This is a genomic window from Saccharopolyspora sp. CA-218241 (genome assembly GCF_050954615.1).
GTDB classification, from domain to species: domain Bacteria; phylum Actinomycetota; class Actinomycetes; order Mycobacteriales; family Pseudonocardiaceae; genus Saccharopolyspora; species Saccharopolyspora cebuensis.
Genome location: NZ_CP191860.1, coordinates 395,713 through 414,190 on the forward strand (window position 1 = coordinate 395,713; position 18,478 = coordinate 414,190).

The 18,478-nt window shown below is 72.6% G+C and carries 19 protein-coding genes; 8 read left to right on the forward strand and 11 right to left on the reverse strand.

What is annotated here, in order from left to right:
- The first annotated feature begins 43 nt into the window (after positions 1 to 43).
- Entirely contained in the window at positions 44 to 2,596 is a 2,553-nt protein-coding gene (locus ACQP0T_RS02090) for an ATP-dependent Clp protease ATP-binding subunit (protein ID WP_433871042.1), read from the forward strand.
- Between the two features lie 564 nt (positions 2,597 to 3,160).
- Here the strand turns inward: ACQP0T_RS02090 and ACQP0T_RS02095 are convergent.
- Positions 3,161 to 3,523 carry a hypothetical protein gene (locus ACQP0T_RS02095; RefSeq protein WP_433871043.1) on the reverse strand — a complete coding sequence of 121 codons (363 nt, stop codon included), beginning with the start codon at positions 3,521 to 3,523 and terminating at the stop codon, positions 3,161 to 3,163.
- A gap of 919 nt (positions 3,524 to 4,442) precedes the next feature.
- Between ACQP0T_RS02095 and ACQP0T_RS02100 the strand changes: the two genes are divergently transcribed.
- The 3 genes from ACQP0T_RS02100 to ACQP0T_RS02110 are packed head-to-tail and all read left to right on the forward strand — an operon-like array spanning position 4,443 to position 7,234.
- Positions 4,443 to 5,546, forward strand: coding sequence for a metal ABC transporter solute-binding protein, Zn/Mn family (locus ACQP0T_RS02100; protein ID WP_433871044.1), 1,104 nt, complete (start codon positions 4,443 to 4,445; stop codon positions 5,544 to 5,546).
- A 3-nt stretch (positions 5,547 to 5,549) separates the two neighbouring features.
- On the forward strand, positions 5,550 to 6,359 hold the full coding sequence (locus ACQP0T_RS02105) for a metal ABC transporter ATP-binding protein (RefSeq protein WP_433871045.1): 810 nt from the start codon (positions 5,550 to 5,552) through the stop codon (positions 6,357 to 6,359).
- Positions 6,356 to 7,234, forward strand: a complete 879-nt coding sequence (locus ACQP0T_RS02110) for a metal ABC transporter permease (RefSeq protein ID WP_345358896.1) — start codon at positions 6,356 to 6,358, stop codon at positions 7,232 to 7,234. Before ACQP0T_RS02105 ends, ACQP0T_RS02110 begins: the two co-directional genes overlap by 4 nt.
- 21 nt (positions 7,235 to 7,255) lie before the next feature.
- Here the strand turns inward: ACQP0T_RS02110 and ACQP0T_RS02115 are convergent, their stop codons facing one another.
- On the reverse strand, positions 7,256 to 7,771 hold the full coding sequence (locus ACQP0T_RS02115; protein WP_433871046.1) for a hypothetical protein: 516 nt from the start codon (positions 7,769 to 7,771) through the stop codon (positions 7,256 to 7,258).
- Positions 7,772 to 7,882: 111 nt separating this feature from the next.
- On the opposite strand from ACQP0T_RS02115, the gene ACQP0T_RS02120 reads away from it, so the two are divergent.
- Positions 7,883 to 8,062 (forward strand): hypothetical protein, encoded by a 180-nt coding sequence (locus ACQP0T_RS02120; protein ID WP_433871047.1) that lies wholly within the window; start codon positions 7,883 to 7,885, stop codon positions 8,060 to 8,062.
- A gap of 96 nt (positions 8,063 to 8,158) precedes the next feature.
- On the opposite strand, the gene ACQP0T_RS02125 is transcribed toward ACQP0T_RS02120, so the two are convergent.
- Both ACQP0T_RS02125 and ACQP0T_RS02130 read right to left on the reverse strand, forming a co-directional pair.
- A complete protein-coding gene (locus ACQP0T_RS02125) occupies positions 8,159 to 9,433 on the reverse strand; it encodes an alginate O-acetyltransferase AlgX-related protein (RefSeq protein WP_433871048.1) in 1,275 nt (424 codons plus the stop codon).
- 505 nt (positions 9,434 to 9,938) lie between these two features.
- The gene (locus tag ACQP0T_RS02130; protein ID WP_433871049.1) at positions 9,939 to 10,076 is read right to left on the reverse strand and encodes a hypothetical protein; all 138 of its coding nucleotides are present in this window, start codon (positions 10,074 to 10,076) and stop codon (positions 9,939 to 9,941) included.
- Positions 10,077 to 10,278: 202 nt separating this feature from the next.
- Between ACQP0T_RS02130 and ACQP0T_RS02135 the strand changes: the two genes are divergently transcribed.
- From ACQP0T_RS02135 to ACQP0T_RS02145, 3 genes are read left to right on the forward strand one after another with little or no spacing between them, the layout of a single operon-like run.
- On the forward strand, positions 10,279 to 10,983 hold the full coding sequence (locus ACQP0T_RS02135) for a GPP34 family phosphoprotein (RefSeq protein ID WP_433871050.1): 705 nt from the start codon (positions 10,279 to 10,281) through the stop codon (positions 10,981 to 10,983).
- A 25-nt stretch (positions 10,984 to 11,008) separates the two neighbouring features.
- Positions 11,009 to 11,299: a hypothetical protein gene (locus ACQP0T_RS02140; protein WP_433871051.1), complete on the forward strand. Its 291-nt coding sequence runs from the start codon at positions 11,009 to 11,011 to the stop codon at positions 11,297 to 11,299.
- Positions 11,296 to 11,775 carry a GNAT family N-acetyltransferase gene (locus ACQP0T_RS02145; protein WP_433871052.1) on the forward strand — a complete coding sequence of 160 codons (480 nt, stop codon included), beginning with the start codon at positions 11,296 to 11,298 and terminating at the stop codon, positions 11,773 to 11,775. The genes ACQP0T_RS02140 and ACQP0T_RS02145 overlap by 4 nt, the downstream gene beginning before the upstream one ends.
- 61 nt (positions 11,776 to 11,836) lie before the next feature.
- Here the strand turns inward: ACQP0T_RS02145 and ACQP0T_RS02150 are convergent, their stop codons facing one another.
- The 7 genes from ACQP0T_RS02150 to ispD all read right to left on the reverse strand — a co-directional run bounded on the left by ACQP0T_RS02150 (position 11,837) and on the right by ispD (position 18,475).
- Positions 11,837 to 13,270, reverse strand: a complete 1,434-nt coding sequence (locus ACQP0T_RS02150) for an MBOAT family O-acyltransferase (protein ID WP_433871053.1) — start codon at positions 13,268 to 13,270, stop codon at positions 11,837 to 11,839.
- A 223-nt stretch (positions 13,271 to 13,493) separates the two neighbouring features.
- A complete protein-coding gene (gene rlmB / locus ACQP0T_RS02155) occupies positions 13,494 to 14,453 on the reverse strand; it encodes a 23S rRNA (guanosine(2251)-2'-O)-methyltransferase RlmB (RefSeq protein WP_433871054.1) in 960 nt (319 codons plus the stop codon).
- 2 nt (positions 14,454 to 14,455) lie between these two features.
- The gene (gene cysS, locus ACQP0T_RS02160; RefSeq protein WP_433871055.1) at positions 14,456 to 15,847 is read right to left on the reverse strand and encodes a cysteine--tRNA ligase; all 1,392 of its coding nucleotides are present in this window, start codon (positions 15,845 to 15,847) and stop codon (positions 14,456 to 14,458) included.
- Positions 15,848 to 15,909: 62 nt separating this feature from the next.
- The gene (locus ACQP0T_RS02165) at positions 15,910 to 16,593 is read right to left on the reverse strand and encodes an HAD family hydrolase (RefSeq protein ID WP_433871056.1); all 684 of its coding nucleotides are present in this window, start codon (positions 16,591 to 16,593) and stop codon (positions 15,910 to 15,912) included.
- Positions 16,594 to 17,014: 421 nt separating this feature from the next.
- Positions 17,015 to 17,212: a hypothetical protein gene (locus ACQP0T_RS02170; RefSeq protein ID WP_433871057.1), complete on the reverse strand. Its 198-nt coding sequence runs from the start codon at positions 17,210 to 17,212 to the stop codon at positions 17,015 to 17,017.
- 64 nt (positions 17,213 to 17,276) lie between these two features.
- Positions 17,277 to 17,789 (reverse strand): 2-C-methyl-D-erythritol 2,4-cyclodiphosphate synthase, encoded by a 513-nt coding sequence (ispF, locus tag ACQP0T_RS02175; RefSeq protein WP_433871058.1) that lies wholly within the window; start codon positions 17,787 to 17,789, stop codon positions 17,277 to 17,279.
- Positions 17,786 to 18,475: a 2-C-methyl-D-erythritol 4-phosphate cytidylyltransferase gene (ispD, locus tag ACQP0T_RS02180; protein ID WP_433871059.1), complete on the reverse strand. Its 690-nt coding sequence runs from the start codon at positions 18,473 to 18,475 to the stop codon at positions 17,786 to 17,788. The genes ispF and ispD overlap by 4 nt, the downstream gene beginning before the upstream one ends.
- Positions 18,476 to 18,478: the final 3 nt, after the last annotated feature.

The following is an 18,478-nucleotide window of genomic DNA, read 5'->3' on the forward strand; positions in this document are numbered from 1 at the left end:
TGTCCCGGCCATAGGACCGCCGGCGCAGCAGTCAGGAGTGCGAATGTTCGAGAGGTTCACCGACCGCGCGAGGCGGGTGGTTGTCCTGGCCCAGGAAGAGGCCCGGATGCTCAACCACAACTACATCGGCACCGAGCACATTCTCCTGGGCTTGATCCACGAGGGTGAGGGTGTCGCCGCCAAGGCGCTGGAGTCGCTGGGGATCGCGCTGGAGGGCGTGCGCCAGCAGGTCGAGGAGATCATCGGCCAGGGGCAGCAGGCCCCCAGCGGACACATCCCGTTCACCCCGCGGGCCAAGAAGGTGCTGGAGCTGTCGCTGCGGGAGGCGCTGCAGCTCGGGCACAACTACATCGGCACCGAGCACATCCTGCTGGGCCTGATCCGGGAGGGTGAGGGCGTCGCGGCGCAGGTGCTGGTGAAGCTGGGCGCGGACCTGAACCGGGTCCGGCAGCAGGTGCTGCAGCTCCTGTCCGGGTACCAGGGCAAGGAGCCGGCCGAGGCCGGTGGCCGCGGCGAGGGCACGCCGTCGTCCTCGCTGGTGCTGGACCAGTTCGGCCGGAACCTCACGCAGAGCGCCCGGGAGGGCAAGCTCGACCCGGTGATCGGTCGCGAGAAGGAAATCGAGCGGATCATGCAGGTCCTCTCGCGGCGGACGAAGAACAACCCGGTGCTCATCGGCGAGGCCGGCGTCGGCAAGACCGCGGTGGTCGAGGGGCTGGCGTCCAAGGTGGTCAAGGGCGAGGTGCCCGAGACCCTGAAGGACAAGCAGCTCTACACCCTCGACCTCGGGTCGCTGGTCGCCGGTTCCCGGTACCGCGGTGATTTCGAGGAGCGCCTGAAGAAGGTGCTCAAGGAGATCAAGACCCGCGGCGACATCATCCTGTTCATCGACGAGATCCACACGCTCGTCGGTGCGGGTGCCGCCGAGGGCGCGATCGACGCGGCGAGCATCCTCAAGCCGATGCTGGCGCGCGGTGAGCTGCAGACCATCGGCGCCACCACGCTGGAGGAGTACCGCAAGTACGTGGAGAAGGACCCGGCCCTGGAGCGCCGGTTCCAGCCGATCCAGGTGGGCGAGCCCTCGCTGGAGCACACCGTCGAGATCCTGAAGGGTCTGCGGGACCGCTACGAGGCGCACCACCGGGTCTCCATCACCGATGGGGCGCTGGTGTCGGCGGCCAGCCTGGCCGACCGCTACATCAACGACCGCTACCTGCCGGACAAGGCGATCGACCTGATCGACGAGGCGGGCGCGCGGATGCGGATCCGCCGGATGACCGCGCCGCCGGACCTGCGCGAGTTCGACGAGAAGATCGCCGACGTGCGCCGGGAGAAGGAATCGGCGATCGACGCGCAGGACTTCGAGCGGGCCGCGCGCCTGCGGGACGAGGAGAAGCAGCTCCTCGGCCAGAAGGAGGAGCGCGAGAAGCAGTGGAAGGCCGGTGACCTGGACGTCGTCGCGGAGGTCGACGACGAGCAGATCGCCGAGGTGCTGGCGAACTGGACCGGGATCCCGGTGTTCAAGCTCACCGAGGAGGAGACCACCCGTCTGCTCCGCATGGAGGACGAGCTGCACAAGCGGATCATCGGGCAGGAGGACGCGGTCAAGGCCGTGTCCCAGGCGATCCGCCGCACCCGCGCCGGGCTGAAGGACCCGCGGCGTCCGTCCGGGTCGTTCATCTTCGCCGGGCCGTCGGGCGTCGGGAAGACCGAGCTGTCCAAGGCGCTGGCGGAGTTCCTGTTCGGCGACGACGACGCGCTGATCCAGATCGACATGGGCGAGTTCCACGACCGCTACACCGCGTCGCGGTTGTTCGGTGCTCCCCCCGGCTACGTCGGGTACGAGGAGGGCGGCCAGCTCACCGAGAAGGTGCGCCGCAAGCCGTTCTCGGTGGTGCTGTTCGACGAGATCGAGAAGGCGCACCAGGAGATCTACAACACGCTGCTGCAGGTGTTGGAGGACGGCCGCCTGACCGACGGTCAGGGCCGGACGGTGGACTTCAAGAACACCGTGCTGATCTTCACCTCGAACCTCGGCACCGGGGACATCTCCAAGGCCGTGGGCCTCGGCTTCTCCTCCGGCTCGGGCGCCGACGCGGGCTACGAGCGGATGAAGAGCAAGGTCAACGAGGAGATGAAGAAGCACTTCCGGCCGGAGTTCCTCAACCGCATCGACGACGTGATCGTGTTCCACCAGCTCACGCAGGACCAGATCATCGAGATGGTCGACCTGCTGGCCGGCCGCGTGGAGAAGGCGCTCAAGACCAAGGACATGTCCATGGAGCTCACCTCCACGGCCAAGAAGCTCCTTGCCAAGCGCGGGTTCGACCCGGTGCTGGGCGCCCGGCCGCTGCGCCGCACGATCCAGCGCGAGATCGAGGACAAGCTGTCGGAGAAGATCCTGTTCGGCGAGGTCGAGGCCGGTCAGATCGTGATCGTCGACGTCGAGGGCTGGGACGGCGAAGGCCCCGACGACCAGGCGACCTTCACGTTCCGCGGCGAGCAGCAGCCGTCGCTGATCCCGGACACCCCGCCGGTGAGCATGTCCGCCGGTTCCGGTGAGGACCAGTCGAAGGGCTCCTCCGACTCGGAGTGACCCGGACACCACGAGCGGCCCCCGCATCCACGCGATGCGGGGGCCGCTCGTGGTCGGTGTGGTGGTCCGGTTGCTTGGCGGTGCGGGTGGCGGAACCTCAGCGGCCTTCTCGCTCCGGGCGCCCTTCCTCATGTACCACCCGCGTCAGGGCGTCCTCGCGAGAAGACCGCTGAGAACCCGCGGCGGTGCCGGCTGCGTGCGTGGGCTGGAAGCGGCTTTGCAGCCTGCCCGGTGGTGCTGTTCGGGCGTGCCGTGCGTTGCGTTCCGGGGTTCCGACCGGCGGTGCGCTTCAGCGGTTCCAGGTGGTGTTGACGAGGTGAGGGCACTCACGTCGCGTTCGGGTGAGGTCCGCTCAGGAGGCGGCGGATCCGCGTGCGGTCGGGCGCGGAGCTGGCACCGCGGCGGGTGTTCTCAGCGGTCTCCTGGCGAGTACAGCCGTCGCGCCGGTTGGTACATGGCCGAGCGGCTCCCGGCGTGGAGAAGGCCGCTGAGGTTCCGCTGCCGGTACCGCCGCGCACTCCATTGGCGAGCGGTCGGCCCTCGCCCATCTCCCGAAGGGTGAGGTCAGCAGAGGTCGCCCGGGAGCCACAGGGAGGTCGTCGGGCGGTGGCAGCGGACCGGGGCGCCGGGTTGGTCGTGCGGGGGCAGGTCGAGCAGCTCCAGGACCACGTCGGCGACGGCCCCGATGCGCTGCCAGAGCGGGTCGCCCGTCGGGTAGTCGCAGGCGCGGGTGCGGGTCGCGACGGCTTCGCCGATGTCGCGGACCGCGATGGTCTCGACGATCCCGAGCCCGTGCCGCTCGGCGTACAGGGCGGTGATCTCCGCGCCCGGGGGGCCGGGGAGCGGGCGGAACCGGAACCCGCCCTCGGCTGCTCTGCGGAGCGCGGAGATGTGCGGGGCTTCCTCGGGGGAGGCAGGAGCGACCATGGGACTTCCTCGGGTGCTGGGAGGGCGGTCCGGCCAGGGGGCGGCGGGACCGGCGTGCGGGTGGTGGGTCGGGAACTCGCCTGCGGCGCTACCCGCGCACTCCCGCGCACCAGCTCGACGAACCTCGACCCCCACGACGCGTGCCCCACATCCTGCTCACTCCTTCCGCTCCGTGATCGAGGAACTACCCAAGGTGATCATAGGCCCGGCCGGGCGTGTCTCGACCGCGGCATCGCAGTCTCACCAGCACGGATGAACCTCGCGTGTCGCGCCGCACGCCCTCGGCGCGCGCGGGGGTCCGCTCCGTTCCGGTGAAGCCGTTCCTGAATTGAGACGCGGGAACCACCCCTTCGAGCACGCCACTCCGAAGCTGATCACTCGATCGAGTTGTGTGTGAGGGGCCACCTTCATCCGACATAGCCGGATGAAGGTGCCCCTCACTCGCTGCGCTGACGGGTGATGGGTGAGCGTGTGGGACGGCGGGCAAGTGGGTGCGGGCTGGGTGCCGTCGAGGGCGCGCTGGTGGCGGGCTCCGGGGTCGTGCGGTTCCGGTCGGGTTCGGTCGGGTCGCGGTGCCGTCCGCGCCGGGGGACGCTCGGCCTCGCCGTGGGGCTCGGCGCCCCGTGCGTCCCCGTGCGGGAGGCCGGGCGGCTCGTCGCCCCTCGTCCGCGGCTCGCCGGTCGCCCCATCCGTCCCGCCGCGGGGAGGGCGGTTCCGCGCTGTGGAAATGGGGTGGTCGGTGGAACCACCGGTCCGGGTGGGCTTAAACTGCACATGACAACGGTTTCCGTTACCGCAGCGGGCTCGATGGCAACCGATCGTGACCGGATACCACCCGATGAGGGCAGAGTGCCGTCACGCTCCGCTGCTGCCGCTCGGTACGCCACGCCGTCGTCCCACGAGGAACAGGAGTGCGCCCATGACCGTCCCCCGTCGCCGCGCGATCGCACTCGCCGGACTCGCCACCGCGGGTCTGGTGCTGGCCGGTTGCGGTACCGAGCAGCCCGCCGAGGACGGCGGCGGCATCACGGTCGTGGCCTCGACGAACACCTGGGGCAGCGTGGCCGAGGCCGTCGGCGGGCAGCGCGTCCAGGTCGAATCCATCATCAGCGATCCGGCCTCCGACCCGCATTCCTACGAGAGCAGTCCCCGGGACGCCGCCAAGGTGTCCGACGCCGACCTCGTGGTGTTCAACGGCGGTGGTTACGACGGCTTCATGGAGCAGATCCTGTCCACCACGGCCGAGGGCAAGCCCGTCGTCGAGGCCGTCGCGGGGACCGGTGCCGAAGGGGCGCACGACCACGCCCACGACCACGAAGGCCACGGCGCCGAGCAGCACGCCCACGAAGGCCACGGCGCCGAGCAGCCGGAGCACGCCCACGAGGACCACGGCGCCGAGCACCCGGCGCAGGAGCACGGCGCCGAGCCCGAGCAGGGCCACGACGAGCACGCCGCCCACGACGAGCAGGGCCACGACCACGCCGGGCACGACCACGCCAACGAGCACGTCTGGTACGACCTGCACGTGATGCACGAGGTCGCGCGCCGGATCGCGGTCGAGCTCGCCGAGCTGGACCCGGCCCACGCCGGGGAATACCACCGCAACGCCGGTGCGTTCAGCAGCGAGGTCGGACGCTTGGAGGGCCGGGTCGGTGCGCTCGCCGACGCGCACCGGGGCCGCGAGGTCCTGGTCACCGAGCCGATCGCGCACTACCTCGTCGAGGCTGCCGGGCTGCGCGACATCACGCCGCAGTCGTTCGTCAACGCGGTCGAGGCCGAATCGGACCCGTCGGCCGCTGCGGTCGCCGAGATCCAGGACGCGGTGAACTCCGGCCGCGCCGCCGCCCTGATCTACAACCCGCAGACCGCGTCCCCGGTCACCCGCAACATCCGCGCCGCCGCCGAGGACAAGGGGGTCCCGGTGGTGGAGATGACCGAGACGCTGCCCGAGGGCCAGAGCTACGTGCCCTGGATGCGGGCCCAGATCACCGCGCTCGACGATGCGCTGAACCGGAGCCGCTGACCGATGACCCCCACCGAACCCGCCGTCGGCCTGCGCGGGGCCGCCCTGTCCTACGGCCCGCGCACCCTCTGGGACGGACTGGACCTCGACGTCGCACCGGGGGAGTTCCTCGCGGTGCTGGGCCCCAACGGCTCCGGCAAGACCAGCCTGCTCCGGGTGCTGCTGGGGATGCAGGAGCTCACCGCGGGCTCCGTGCGGATCGCCGGGGAACCGGCGCGGCGCGGCAACGACCGCATCGGCTACATCCCGCAGCAGCGGACGCTGGAGGCCACCGTGACGGTGCGCGGCAGCGACCTGGTCGGGTTCGGCCTGGACGGGCACCGCTGGGGCGTCGGCTGGCGCGGTCGCCGGGAGCGCAAGCAGCGCGTCGACCGGGCGCTGCGCGCGGTGGACGCCGCCGAGTACGCGCGGATGCCGCTGGGCCTGCTCTCCGGTGGTGAGCAGCAGCGGGTGCGGGTGGCGCAGGCGCTGGTCGGCGATCCGGCGGTGCTGCTGTGCGACGAGCCGCTGCTGTCGCTGGACCTCGCGCACCAGCGCAAGGTGAGCTCGCTGATCGCGCGGCAGGCCAAGGAGGCCGGTGCGGCGGTGCTGTTCGTGACCCACGAGATCAACCCGGTGCTGCCGCTGGTCGACCGGGTGCTGTACCTGGTCGACGGCCGGTTCCGGATCGGGACGCCGGACGAGGTGATGAACTCCGCGACCCTGTCCGAGCTGTTCCGCACCGACGTCGAGGTCGCGCGGGTCGGCGGGCGCCTCGTGGTCGCCGGGACCGACGGGGCCGAATCCCACCACGTGCACGAGGTGGACGCGTGAACGACTTCATCGACGCGCTGGGCGGTCTGTTCGACTTCTCGGTGACCGCGGACCTGCTCGGCTACCCGTTCGTGCAGCAGGCGCTGCTCGCCGCCGCCGCGCTCGGCCTGGTGTCGGGCTGCCTGGCGCCGCTGGTGGTGGCGCGCAAGATGTCCTTCGCGGTGCACGGCACGGCCGAACTCGCCTTCACCGGGGCCGCCGCCGCGCTGCTGGTCGGCGCGAGCGTCGGTGCCGGGGCGCTGGCCGGGGCGGTGGTGGCCGCGCTGCTGCTGGGGCTGCTGGGGCAGCGCGGGTCCGAGCGGGATTCGGTGATCGGCGCGATTCTGTCGTTCGGGCTGGGCGTCGGTGTGCTGCTGCTGTGGCTCAACCCCGGGCGCACCGCGAACAAGTTCAGCCTGCTGGTCGGCCAGATCGTCGGCGTGAACTCCTCGGACGTGGTGCTGCTGACCACCTCGGCCGCGGCGGTGCTGGTGGTGTTCGTGGTGGTCTACCGGCCGCTGCTGTTCGCCAGCGTCGACCCGGAGGTGGCGGCGGCGCGGGCGGTCCCGGTGCGGGTGCTCACCCCGCTGTTCGCCGTGCTGGTCGGCATCGCCACGGCGCTCGGCGTCTACACGGTGGGTGCGCTGCTGGTCCTGGCGCTGATGGTGACGCCGGGTGCGGCGGCGGCCCGGGTGACCGGGAGCCCGGTGCTGGCGACGCTGCTGTCGGTGCTGTTCGCGGAGGTCGCGGTGCTCGGCGGGATCGTGCTGTCGCTGGCGCCGGGCGCCCCGGTCAGCGCGTTCGTCACGATCATCTCGTTCCTGATCTACCTGGTGTGCCGCGTCGTCGGCGCCCGACGCCTGGCCCGGGCCAGCCGGGAGCCCGCCGCCGCCTGATCCTGGGCTGCGAGCCCGGCGTCACCGGTTCCGGGGCAGCGGACCCACGTGCGGGCGGCGCCCGGGTCGACGCGCGGCGTGCCGCTGCCCGGGGCCGGAACCGGAACGCGCGGCGAGGCGGTCGGCGACCACACCGGCGGCGAACGCGTACACCGCCTTGTGCAGCAGGTCGACCGCCAGTTCGGCGCGGGGCCAGGTCTCGGGTGGCGCACCGATGCCGGTGGCGTTCTCCAGGATCTGGTCGTTGGTCAACCGGACTACGGTGAACTGCGCCGAAGCCCACGGGCCGCGCAGGCCGACGTGCGCCATCACCGAGCGCAGCGGCCCCAGCAGCACCGCCTGCCCGTAGTGCATGGCCCAGTTGCCCGCGCGCGGTCGGCGCCGCTCCCGCAAGCCCATCGCGCGTTGCGCGGTGCGGCCCGGAACGTGGGAGCTGGGGCGGCCGGTGATGCGCTGCTCGATCTTCTCGCCGAGCGTCATGGCCACCGCGCCGGCCGCTCCGGCGACCAAGCCTTCCCCGAGTGCTCGCTTCTCCATGCCCTCGCGGGTACCCGCGAGGTGATCGGCCATGCCGCGCCGCGGTCGTTTGCCGCCGCCCGGGCGGGGGTATGGCGTGGTGGTACCGGCGAAGCCGAGGTTGGAGGGGCGATGGGGGAACCGCCGCGCGAACACGGGATGCAACCGGCCGAGGGCGGCCCGGCGAACGGGGAGCCGCCGCGCGAACACGGGATGCAGCCGGCCGAGGGCGGTGCCCCGGAGAACGAGGAACCCCCGGACGAGCAGCCGGCCACCGAGTCCCCGGACGAGCAGGACGACGTCCCGCCCTGACCGGCCCGAGCAACCGAGTCCCGAGAAACGGAGTGCGGGGCACCTTCGTCCGACATGGCCGGATGAAGGTGCCCCTCACTCGGCTCGCGAACGGGGTCAGGGGACCGGGTGGGCGGCGAGGACGGCGCCGATGCGGTCGGCCACCGCCGGGTCGAGCAGGTCGTAGCGCCCGCCCGCGACGAACCGCTCGGAGAGCTCCATGACCACCACCTCGCCCTCGGCGAGCAGCGCGCCGGTCGCGGCGGTGTCCTCGGCGACCGTCTCCGGGTGCACGATCGCGAGGTCCTGGAAGGCGGCGGCGAGGTAGGGGCTGGCGAACTGGGTGAAGGAGTCGCCGATCATCCGGGTCGGGGCCTCGACCATGCCCGGTTTCGTGGGCGAGTCGAGCCGCAGCGGTTCGTGGAAGTCGCTGGGCACGAAGCGGGTGTTGTCGCCGCCGCCGTCCGGGGCCAGCGCGTAGGCCTGGATGTCGACGGTGCGGTCCTGACCGAGCTGGTCGGGGATGTCGGCGCTGTGCTCGTAGCGGCGGCTCGGTTCGAGCGTCCAGGTCCCGGTGACGCCCGGCTGCAGCCGTTCGGCCAGCCGGTAGGTCATCGCGATGCCGCCCTCGTGCGTCCAGTGCGTGTCGATGGCGTGGTAGATCGGCCGCCCGTTGCGCTCGGCGAGGGAGCGGAGTTCCGCGCGCATGTCGACGGCGCCGGTGGCGGCGGGCACCCGGCGCCAGAACTCCTCCCCGGCTTCGCGGGCGCAGTTCTGACCGGCGTACTCGTCGGGCAGGTGCTCCGGGTAGACGGTGGACTTGTCCGGCGCGATGACGAGCTGGAACTCCCGCCCCGAGGCCTCCACCACCTGCCGCCACCGGCGCAGCCCCGCGATCACCTGGTCCAGGTCGCGCTCCGGCAGGCACTTGTAGGAGATGTCGTGCCCGAGGTACAGCCAGCCCTGGTCGCCCTCGATGACGCTGGGGAACGCGCTCTCGTCGAGCTGCGGTTCCGCGTCGGTCTGGCCGCCGCTGATCGGCGGGGCGTGCGCACCGCCGTCCAGCCGGGCCGGTTCGCCGAACAGGCCGCGGCTCAGCGCGTCCACCGAGTGCACCGCGTCCCGCCGGAACGGCAGGTGGTCGGCGGCCCACGGGCCGAGCCCGGTGAAGAAGCCCCAGCCCTCGGTGATGCTCGGGAACGGTGCCAGCGGCCGGTTCTCCAGCGGCTCGGCGCGCGCGCCGAACAGCCACGTCACCGCCGGAGCGCTGAAGAACAGCAGGGCGCAGACCAGCGCGGTGAGCTGCCGCCGCCCGTGCCGGGGGCGGTGCAGCGGGTGTTCCCGGGGCAACCACGCTTCGTGGACCGGGGGGAGCTCCTGCCGCTGCGACACCCCGCCACCGTATCCGGCGGAGTCCCCCGAACGGGGTGGAACCGCCCGTTCAGCCCGCCGGATCCGGCATAAGCGCCAGCACCGCGCCCGCCGGGTCAGTTCCTGTCTTTGGACTCGCTTCGCGTGGCGGTGCGGGTGGCGGAACCTCAGCGGCCTTCTCGCTGCGGGAGCCCCTCCTGATGTATGTCCGATACACGGCGTCGGGGCTGTCCTCGCGAGAAGGCCGCTGAGAACCCGCGGCGGTGCCGGTTGCGTACGTGGTCGCAAGCGGCTTCGCCGCTTCGAAAACCGACAGAACAAGATCGACGGCAACGTTTCCGGCGGAGCGCGGTGCTGCCGAGCTCGCCGGACTGCCGCAGGGATTCGGGCAGGTCCGGCACCGCGACGCGGGTGAGCCAGCGCAGCGCGGGGGCGGCGTTGCCGCCCCGGGCGATCTTGCCCGCGCTCATCGCGCCTCCCTCGGTCGTCGGGGTCCCGACGGTCCCACGGGGCACCGACAGCGGGCCTACAGCTCCTCGAGGTGGTGGACGAGCTGGGTCAGCAGGTCCCGGGTGGGCTCGGCCCAGTGCGACCGGTCGGGCAGTTCCGGCGGGTCGACCGGCAGATCACCGCTGAACCACGTGGTGTAGTCCGCGGGTGTCACCGCGCGGGACCGCCCGGCGCGCGTCCGATCGCCTCCGCCATGTCCCTCTCCGTCGACCGATCAGGAGTCACCCAGGGTATCGGTGCGGTTCCGGACCGCTCGCGAGGTGGTTCCTGGCGGCCGAGGCCGGGGGCACTGGCGGTGGACGATCATCTTGGTCGAAAAGCCGTCGGCGGCCCCGCTTTTCGGGCAAGGTGGGGCCATGTCCGTGCTGACGCTGCCGGAGGAGATGGCGCTGCTGCTGCACCTGGCGGGCGGGACGCCGGCGTCCCGGCGGCAGGCGTCGGCGGCGTGCGCGGCGGCGGAGCTCGCCGAACTCGCGCTGCGCGGCCGGATCGTGGTCCGGAGCCGACCGGTCGTGGTGGGCGGCGTCCAGGTCCCGCTCGTGCGCCGGGCCGAGATCGAGCCGCGCGGTACCGGGCGGATCGGCCTGGAGTGGGCCGACGGGGTGCTGGCGGAGCTGGCGCGGCGAGGTCCGGGGCCGATCCCGCTGCGCCCGTGGGTGGTGCGGCGCGACCAGCTCCCGCACCACCGCGAGGTGCTGATCGCGCGCGGACTGATGCGCCGCCTGCCGGGTGGGCTGCTCGTCCGGGACCGCCACCTGCCCGATCCGGTGCTGGCCCGGGTGTCGGTGCAGCGGATCGCCGCCGCCGGGCAGCGGGTCGACGAGCGCGGGCTCCTGCTGTCCGATCTCGTCGCGGCGGCCGAGCTGGTCGGCGACCTGGCGCTGCCCGAGCCGGGCGACGACCGGATGAACGACGAGCGCGGGATCGGCCGGTGGTCGTTCCGCCCCGAGCACCTGCGCGACACCAGCTTCCTGCTCGCCTCCGCCGTGCCGAAGCGCACCCGATTCGAGGTCGGCGGCGGTGACGGTGACGGCGGCGACGGCGGGGGCGGCGGCGAATGACGAACCACCCGAGGAGCGGAACACCATGGCCGAGAGCCGTTGCGAGCGCTGCGACCTGCCGGTGGGGCAGTGCGAGCACACCCGCCCGCGCGTCGACCACGACGTCGTGCTGATCAGCCCCAGGAAGAAGGCCCACCTGCCGGGCCGCTGCGTCCACTACAACGACACCGGCATGGGCGACTGGGGCGAAATCCGCGGCGTGGTGCGCGCGTGGGAGCGGATCGGCAACGGTGAGACGCTGACGGCCACCGGTGGCGGAAACCCGGCCCTGAGCACCGGCAGCCGTTGCATCGACTGCGTGGGCAGCGTGCCGTGAGCGCGCTGGAGATCGTCGCGCGCCGCTTCGACCACCCGGACGTCGTCGCGCTCGTCGAGCGGCTGCAAGCGGAGTACGTCCGGATCTACGGCGGGCCGGACGACACGCCGACCGACGCGAGCGAGTTCGCCCCGCCCGCAGGCGGTTTCGGCGTCGGCTACGCCGACGGCGCCGCGATCGCGATGGGCGGCTGGCGGCACCTCGGCGGCGGACGCGCCGAGCTCAAGCGGATGTACGTGGTCGACGAGCACCGCGGTCGCGGGCACTCCCGCGCGGTGCTGCGCTGGCTGGAGGCCGACGCCTCCGCCGGTGGGGTGGCGGAGCTGGTGCTGGAGACCAACGAGCGCCATCCCCCGGCCCTCGCCCTCTACCGCTCCGCCGGGTACACCCGGGTGGCGCCGTTCGGCCGCCACGTCGACGACCCGCGCTCGGTCCACCTCGGCCGCGCGCTCCCGCCGGTCGGCGACCGCTCGTGACCCCTCCCGGCACCGGCCCGCGCCCTCCGACCGGCTCCGCGGCTGGTCCGCGAACGCCCGCTCAGAACTGGTAGTAGAGGAACGGGCTGAACGAGCCGGTGGCCACCAGCAGGCCGGAGTAGAGCAGGCCGACGGTGAGCACCGCGACGCGCAGCGCGTTGGCGGGGCGGGACCGCACCGACTCCAGGAACGGGCCCGTCCCGGAGTTCGCGGGCAGCAGCACCACGACCAGGGCCAGCAGCAGGAACACCGCGCGCTGGTTGGTCATCGAGGCCGCCACCACGTCGGTCAGCCCGGACAGGTCCGGCACGAGCATGTGGCCGAGCACCATGAACGCGGTGCCGAGGTCGGGCGCGCGGAAGAACACCCAGCCGCACACCACGAGCAGCAGGGTCAGGGCCCGGCGGGCGATCCGGGCGGGCGCGCCGGCGGGGGAGCGGTCCCAGCCGGTGGCCCGCTCGACGACGAGCAGCGCGCCGTGGAACAACCCCCACACCAGGTACGTCCACGCGGCGCCGTGCCAGAACCCGGTGAGCACGAAGATGATCGCCAGGTTGCGGTAGGTGCGCGCGGTGCCGCGCCGGTTGCCGCCCAGCGGGATGTAGACGTAGTCGCGGAACCACCGGGACAGCGACATGTGCCAGCGCCGCCAGAACTCCGTGATGGTCACCGACGAGTACGGCCGCGCGAAGTTCTCCGGCAGCCGGAAGCCGAGCATCCGGCCCAGCCCGATGGCCATGTCGGAGTAGCCGGAGAAGTCGAAGTAGAGCTGCATGGTGTAGCCCAGCGCGCCGAGCCAGGCGATCGCGAACGTCATGTCCTCGGCCGGGGTGGCGAAGCAGGCGTTGACCATCGGCGCGAGGGTGTCGGCGATGACGACCTTCTTGGTCAGGCCCCAGGCGAAGCGCGGGAACCCGGCGGCGATGTCGTCGAGCCGGTGGGAGCGGTGCTGCGGGAGCTGGTCGGCGATCTCCCGGTAGCGCACGATCGGTCCCGCGACGAGCTGCGGGAACATCGAGATGTAGGTGACGAACGAGACCGGGTCGCGCAGCGCGGGCCGTTCACCCCGGTAGATGTCCACCACGTAGGAGATGTGGTGGAAGGTGTAGAAGGAGATGCCGATCGGCAGCGCCAGTTGCAGCACCGGGAACTCGCCGCCGAACCACTCGGTGAGCACCGCGAGCTGCGCGGTGGCGAACCCGGCGTACTTCCACACCGCGAGGATCGACAGGTTGAACACCACGGTGCCGATCAGCAGACCGCGCCGACGCGACCGGTTCAGGTCCCACTCGTCGGGTTCCAGGTGCCTGCCGACGAGGAAGTTCACCACGATGCAGGCCAGCAGCAGGGCCGTGGTGCCCCCCGCGCCGCTGGCGTAGAACAGCAGGCTCGCCACCGCCACCACGGCGTTGCGCCCGGCGCGCGGCGCGATCAGCACCGCCGCGAGCACGGCGGGCAGGAAGTACCACAGGAACAGCGGACTGGCGAACGACATCGGGGCCCCGGGGGTTCAGGAGGCCCGGGGCCTCCCCATCTCACCGCGACCCCGGGACCGGGGCCGCGCACGTGGTGGCGGGCGGTGTCACCGCCTCGCACACCCTAGTCGAGCGGCCCGTTCAATAACCCCGGAACGAGTGAATCCTCGCCAAGTGAGGGGCACCTTCATCCGACATAGCCGGATGAAGGTGCCCCTCACTCAAGTCGCGAACGGGTGGGTGTCAGCGCTGGCGCCGGCGGCGGGCGACCTCGGAGAGCACGATGCCCGCGGCAACCGAGGCGTTGAGCGACTCCACCTCGCCGATCATCGGGACGGACACCGTCTGGTCGCAGGTGTCGCGCACCAGCCGGGACAGCCCGCGCCCCTCCGAACCGACCACGACGACCAGCGGTCCGGTGGCCAGCTCCAGCTCGTCGGAGGTGATGTCGGAGTCGGCGTCCAAGCCGACCACCATCAGGCCCTCCGCCTGGAAGTCCTTGAGCGTGCGGGTGAGGTTGACCGCGCGCGCCACCGGCAGCTTCGCCGCCGCGCCCGCGCTGCTGCGCCACGCCACCGCCGACATCCCGGCGCTGCGCCGCTGCGGCACCACCACGCCGTGCGCGCCGAAGGCCGCCGCCGACCGGATCACCGCGCCGAGGTTGCGCGGGTCGGTGACCCCGTCGAGCGCCACGACCAGCGGCGGCAGCCCGGAATCCCGCGCCGCCTGGAGCACGTCCTCCGGGTGCGCGTACCGGTACGGCGGCACCTGGAGCGCGACGCCCTGGTGCAGCGCGCCGCCGGTCATCCGGTCCACCTCGGTGCGCGGCACGTCGACCACCGCGATGCCCTTGTCCCCGGCCACCCGGACGGCTTCCTTGACGCGGTCGTCGATGTCGAGGCCCTGCGCCACGTACAGCCCGGTCGCGGGCACCCCGGCGCGCAGGCACTCCACCACCGGGTTGCGCCCGGCGATCAGCTCGGGCGTGGTCTCGGACTGGGCCTTGCGCTTGGCGCGCTGCTGCTCGGCCTTGGCCTTGGCGTCGGCCCGCTTCTTGGCGGGGTGCGGAACTCGGTCCTGGGCCTTGGGCGTCGGTCCCTTGCCGCGCAGCCCCCGGCGGCGCTGACCGCCGGAACCGACCACCATGCCCTTCTTCGTCCCCGGCTTGCGCGTCGCGCCGCGACGCTTGTCGTTGCCTGCCACAGCTACCTGTCCTTCAAAGTCCACATCGGACCGTCGGGGGTGTCCTCGACGGCAATCCCGCTGTCCAGCAAGCGATCCCGAAGCTGATCAGCGGTGGCGAAATCCCGGTCCGCGCGAGCCCGGGCGCGCTGCTCGAGCATCGACTCGACCAGCTCGCCGAGCGCGCCCAACGCCGCGTCCTCGGCGCTGGATTCCTCGGCCCACTGCTCGGACAGCGGGTCGAGCCCGAGCACGTCGGTCATGGTCCGCACCGCCGCCGCCGCGGTGCGCGCCTCCTCGTCGGCACCCCGGTCCAGCGCGGCGTTGCCGTCCCGGACCGCGCCGTGCACCGCGGCGATGGCCTGCGGCGTGCCCAGGTCGTCGTCCATCGCGGCGGTGAACTCCGGGGTCACCTCGCCGCGCTCGACGCCGCCGGTGCGCTGCACCACCCGTCGCACGAACGACTCGATCCGGCGGTAGGTCGCCACCGCCTCGGACAGCCCCTCCTCGGAGAACTCCACCGTCGAGCGGTAGTGCGGGGTCACCAGGTAGTAGCGCAGCTCGCTGGCCCGGGCCCGCTGGAGCACCGCCGGGATCGAGAGCGTGTTGCCGAGCGACTTCGACATCTTCTCGCCGCTCATCGTCACCCAGGCGTTGTGCAGCCAGTACCGGGCGAAACCGTCCCCGGCCGCGTGCGACTGGGCGAGCTCGTTCTCGTGGTGCGGGAACACCAGGTCCAGCCCGCCGCCGTGCACGTCGAACTCGGAGCCGAGGTAGTAGGTCGCCATCGCCGAGCACTCCAGGTGCCAGCCCGGCCGACCCGCGCCCCACGGCGTCGGCCAGCTCGGCTCGCCGGGCTTGGCGCCCTTCCACAGCGTGAAGTCGCGCGGGTCCCGCTTGCCCCCGGCGGCCGACTCGCCCTGCTGCACGTCGTCGAGCCGCTGCCCGGACAACCGGCCGTACTCCGGGTGCGAGGCCACCGAGAAGTAGACGTCGCCGGACGCCGGGTAGGCGTGCCCGCCGTCGATCAGCCGCTGGACCAGCTCGATCATCTGGGTGATGTGCCCGGTGGCCCGGGGCAGCGCCGACGGCGGCAGGCAGCCCAGCCGGTCGTAGGCGTGCTCGAAGGCCCGCTCGTGGGTCGCGGCCCACTCCCACCACGGGCGGCCCGCCTCGTCGGCCTTGGTGAGGATCTTGTCGTCGATGTCGGTGACGTTGCGCACCAGCCGGACGTCCAGGCCGCCGTGCGCCAGCCAGCGCCGCAGCACGTCGAAGTTCAGCCCGCTGCGCACGTGGCCCACGTGCGGCACGCCCTGCACCGTGGCACCGCAGACGTAGATCGACGCCACTCCGGCGCGGCGCGGCTGGAACTCGCGCGTGGTGCGGGTCGCGGTGTCGTGCAGGTGCAGGCTCACGCCCCCGATGGTACGGGTGCCCGGCCGCGCCGAATCACCGCAGGTGCGGGGCGCGTCACAGGTCAGGCCAGCAGCCCCGCCACCGCGGCCCGCAGCGCGTCCGGCCGCTCGTCGGTGGGCAGCGGCTGGACCAGCTCGACGCGGCAGCCCAGCGCGGCGGCCCCGCCGTCGGCCTCCTCGCTGTCGCCGATCATCAACGCCCGCTCCGGCGCCACCCCGAGCCGCTCGCAGGCCAGGCGGAACACCGCCGGATCGGGTTTGATCATGCCCTCTTCGAAGGACAGCAGGAACTCGTCGACGTCCTCGGCGACCCCCAGCTCGGTGAACGCGGGGCGGATGTCGAAGGCGATGTTGCTGATCACCGCGACCGGCACCCCGGCCGCCCGCAGCCCGCGCAGCACCCCGGCGGTGTCCGGGTACGGCGTCCAGCACCCCGGATCGATCAGCCGCCCGTAGAGCTCCTCGGCCTGCTCCCGGACCGTCAGCCCGGAACGGCGCAGCACCTCCAGGTAGACCTTGCGGTGCAGGACCGGGTCCAGATCGCGCCGCTCCCAGGCCTCCACGTACTCCGGCTCCAGCTCCACGACCTGCCCGGACGGGGCGGTCATCCGGCGCATGATCTCGGCCTGCGCCGCCACGTCGAACGGCTCCCCGCCCGAGTCGGTGAACCCGCCGAGCGACCAGGCGGTCTCCTCGAGGCGGAACAGGGTGCCGGAGAAGTCGAACAGGACAGCATCAGTGCTCACGCCCTCAGCCTAGATCCTTTCTCGGGCTCGTTGTGCGGAGCGGTGCGGGTGGCGGAACCTCAGCTGCCTTCTCGCTCCGGGCGCCCTTCTTGATGTATGCCGATACACGGCATCAGGGCGTCCTCGCGAGAAGGCAGCTGAGAACCCGCGGCGGTGCAAGTGGCGAGGGTGGGGTAGAGCGGAAGCGGCTCGCGCCGCTTGCCTGGCGGTGGTTGTGGGTGGTGCGTGCGTGGGGTGGAGGCGGCTTCGTCGCTTGCCTGGTGGGGCTGCGGGGTGTGCGTTCGCCCGTTCGTGACCTGAGTGAGGGGCACCCTTGTCCGAGTAACTTGGGCAAGGGTGCCCCTCACTCAGGTGCCCAACGGGTGACGGCGTCGGGTGGGCGCGCGCTTGGGCCGGTCGTCGCCCTTGGGTGGGGTGGTGGTCAGCAGCGGCGGGTTTCGTTGCGCAGGGGGACGACGATGCCCGCGATGCACAGCAGCGTTCCCGTCCAGAGCAGCACCACCGCCACCGCGAGGCCGACCCCGCCGCCCGCGGCCCACAGCAGGCACGCCACCGGCCACGACACCACCGGTTGCACGACGAGCAGACGACGCAGCCACCGGTTCCGCTCGATCACCATGATCCGAGGATGGCGGGCAGCGACCCCGGTTCACCAGAGCCGCATCCCCGAGTTTTCCCTGACGTCAGCCCTCGTTACGACGAGCGGACCCGTTCGGGTCAAGCGGGAACAGCAGCGCGGTGGCGATCGCGGCGATGCCCTCGCCGCGGCCGGTGAGGCCGAGCCGGTCGGTGGTCGTGCCCGCGACCGACACCGGCGCCTCGACGGCCTCGCCGAGCACCCGCTGCGCCTCGTCCCGGCGGGTGCCGATCCGGGGGCGGTTGCCGATCACCTGGACGGTGGCGTTGCCGACCCGGAACCCGGCCTCGGCCACCCGGCGGCGGACCTCGGCCAGGAAGTCCGCGCCGTGCGCTCCGGCCCAGCGGTCGTCGTCGGTGCCGAACACGCCGCCGATGTCGCCCAGTCCGGCGGCCGACAGCAGCGCGTCGCACAGCGCGTGCGCGGCGACGTCGCCGTCGGAGTGCCCGGCGCACCCGTCCTCGCCGGGCCAGCGCAGCCCGGCCACCCAGCACTCCCGGCCGGGCTCGATCGGGTGGACGTCGACGCCCTGGCCGACGCGGGGCAGCACCTCGTTCACGCGGGTTCTCCTGCCGGGGCCAGCACGGATTCGGCCACCGCCAGGTCGAAGGCGGTGGTGATCTTGAGCGCGTCCGGGTGGCCGGGGACCGTGCGCACCGGCACGCCGAGCCGTTCGACCAGCCCGGCGTCGTCGGTGGCGATGTCACCCGACTCGGCGTAGGCGCGCTGGAGCACGTCGACGGCGAAGCCCTGCGGGGTCTGCACCGCCCGCAGCCGGGTCCGGTCGACCGTGGTGACGACCGCGCCGGTCTCGTCGACCTGCTTGACGGTGTCGGTGACCGGGAGCACCGGGATCACCGCGGGAGCGCCCGCCTCGACGGCGTCCACCACGTCCCGGACGACGCTCGCCGGGGTGAACGCGCGGGCCGCGTCGTGCACCAGCACCACGCTCGCGTCGGGGACCACGCGCAGCGCCTCGTCGAGCGCGCGGCGGACCGAGTCGGTGCGCTCGGCGCCGCCCGCGACCACGTGCGCGGACTCGGTGGCGGCCAGCTCGGCGCGGACCAGATCCACCTGATCGGCCGGAGCGGCCACCACGACGTGCCGAACGCGGCCCGAGTCGAGCAGACCCCGGACCGCGCGCGACAACAACGATTCACCCTTGACCGGTACCAGCGCCTTGGGGACGCCGGCACCCAGACGGACCCCGCGACCGGCGGCGGGGACCAGTGCCACCACGCTCACCCG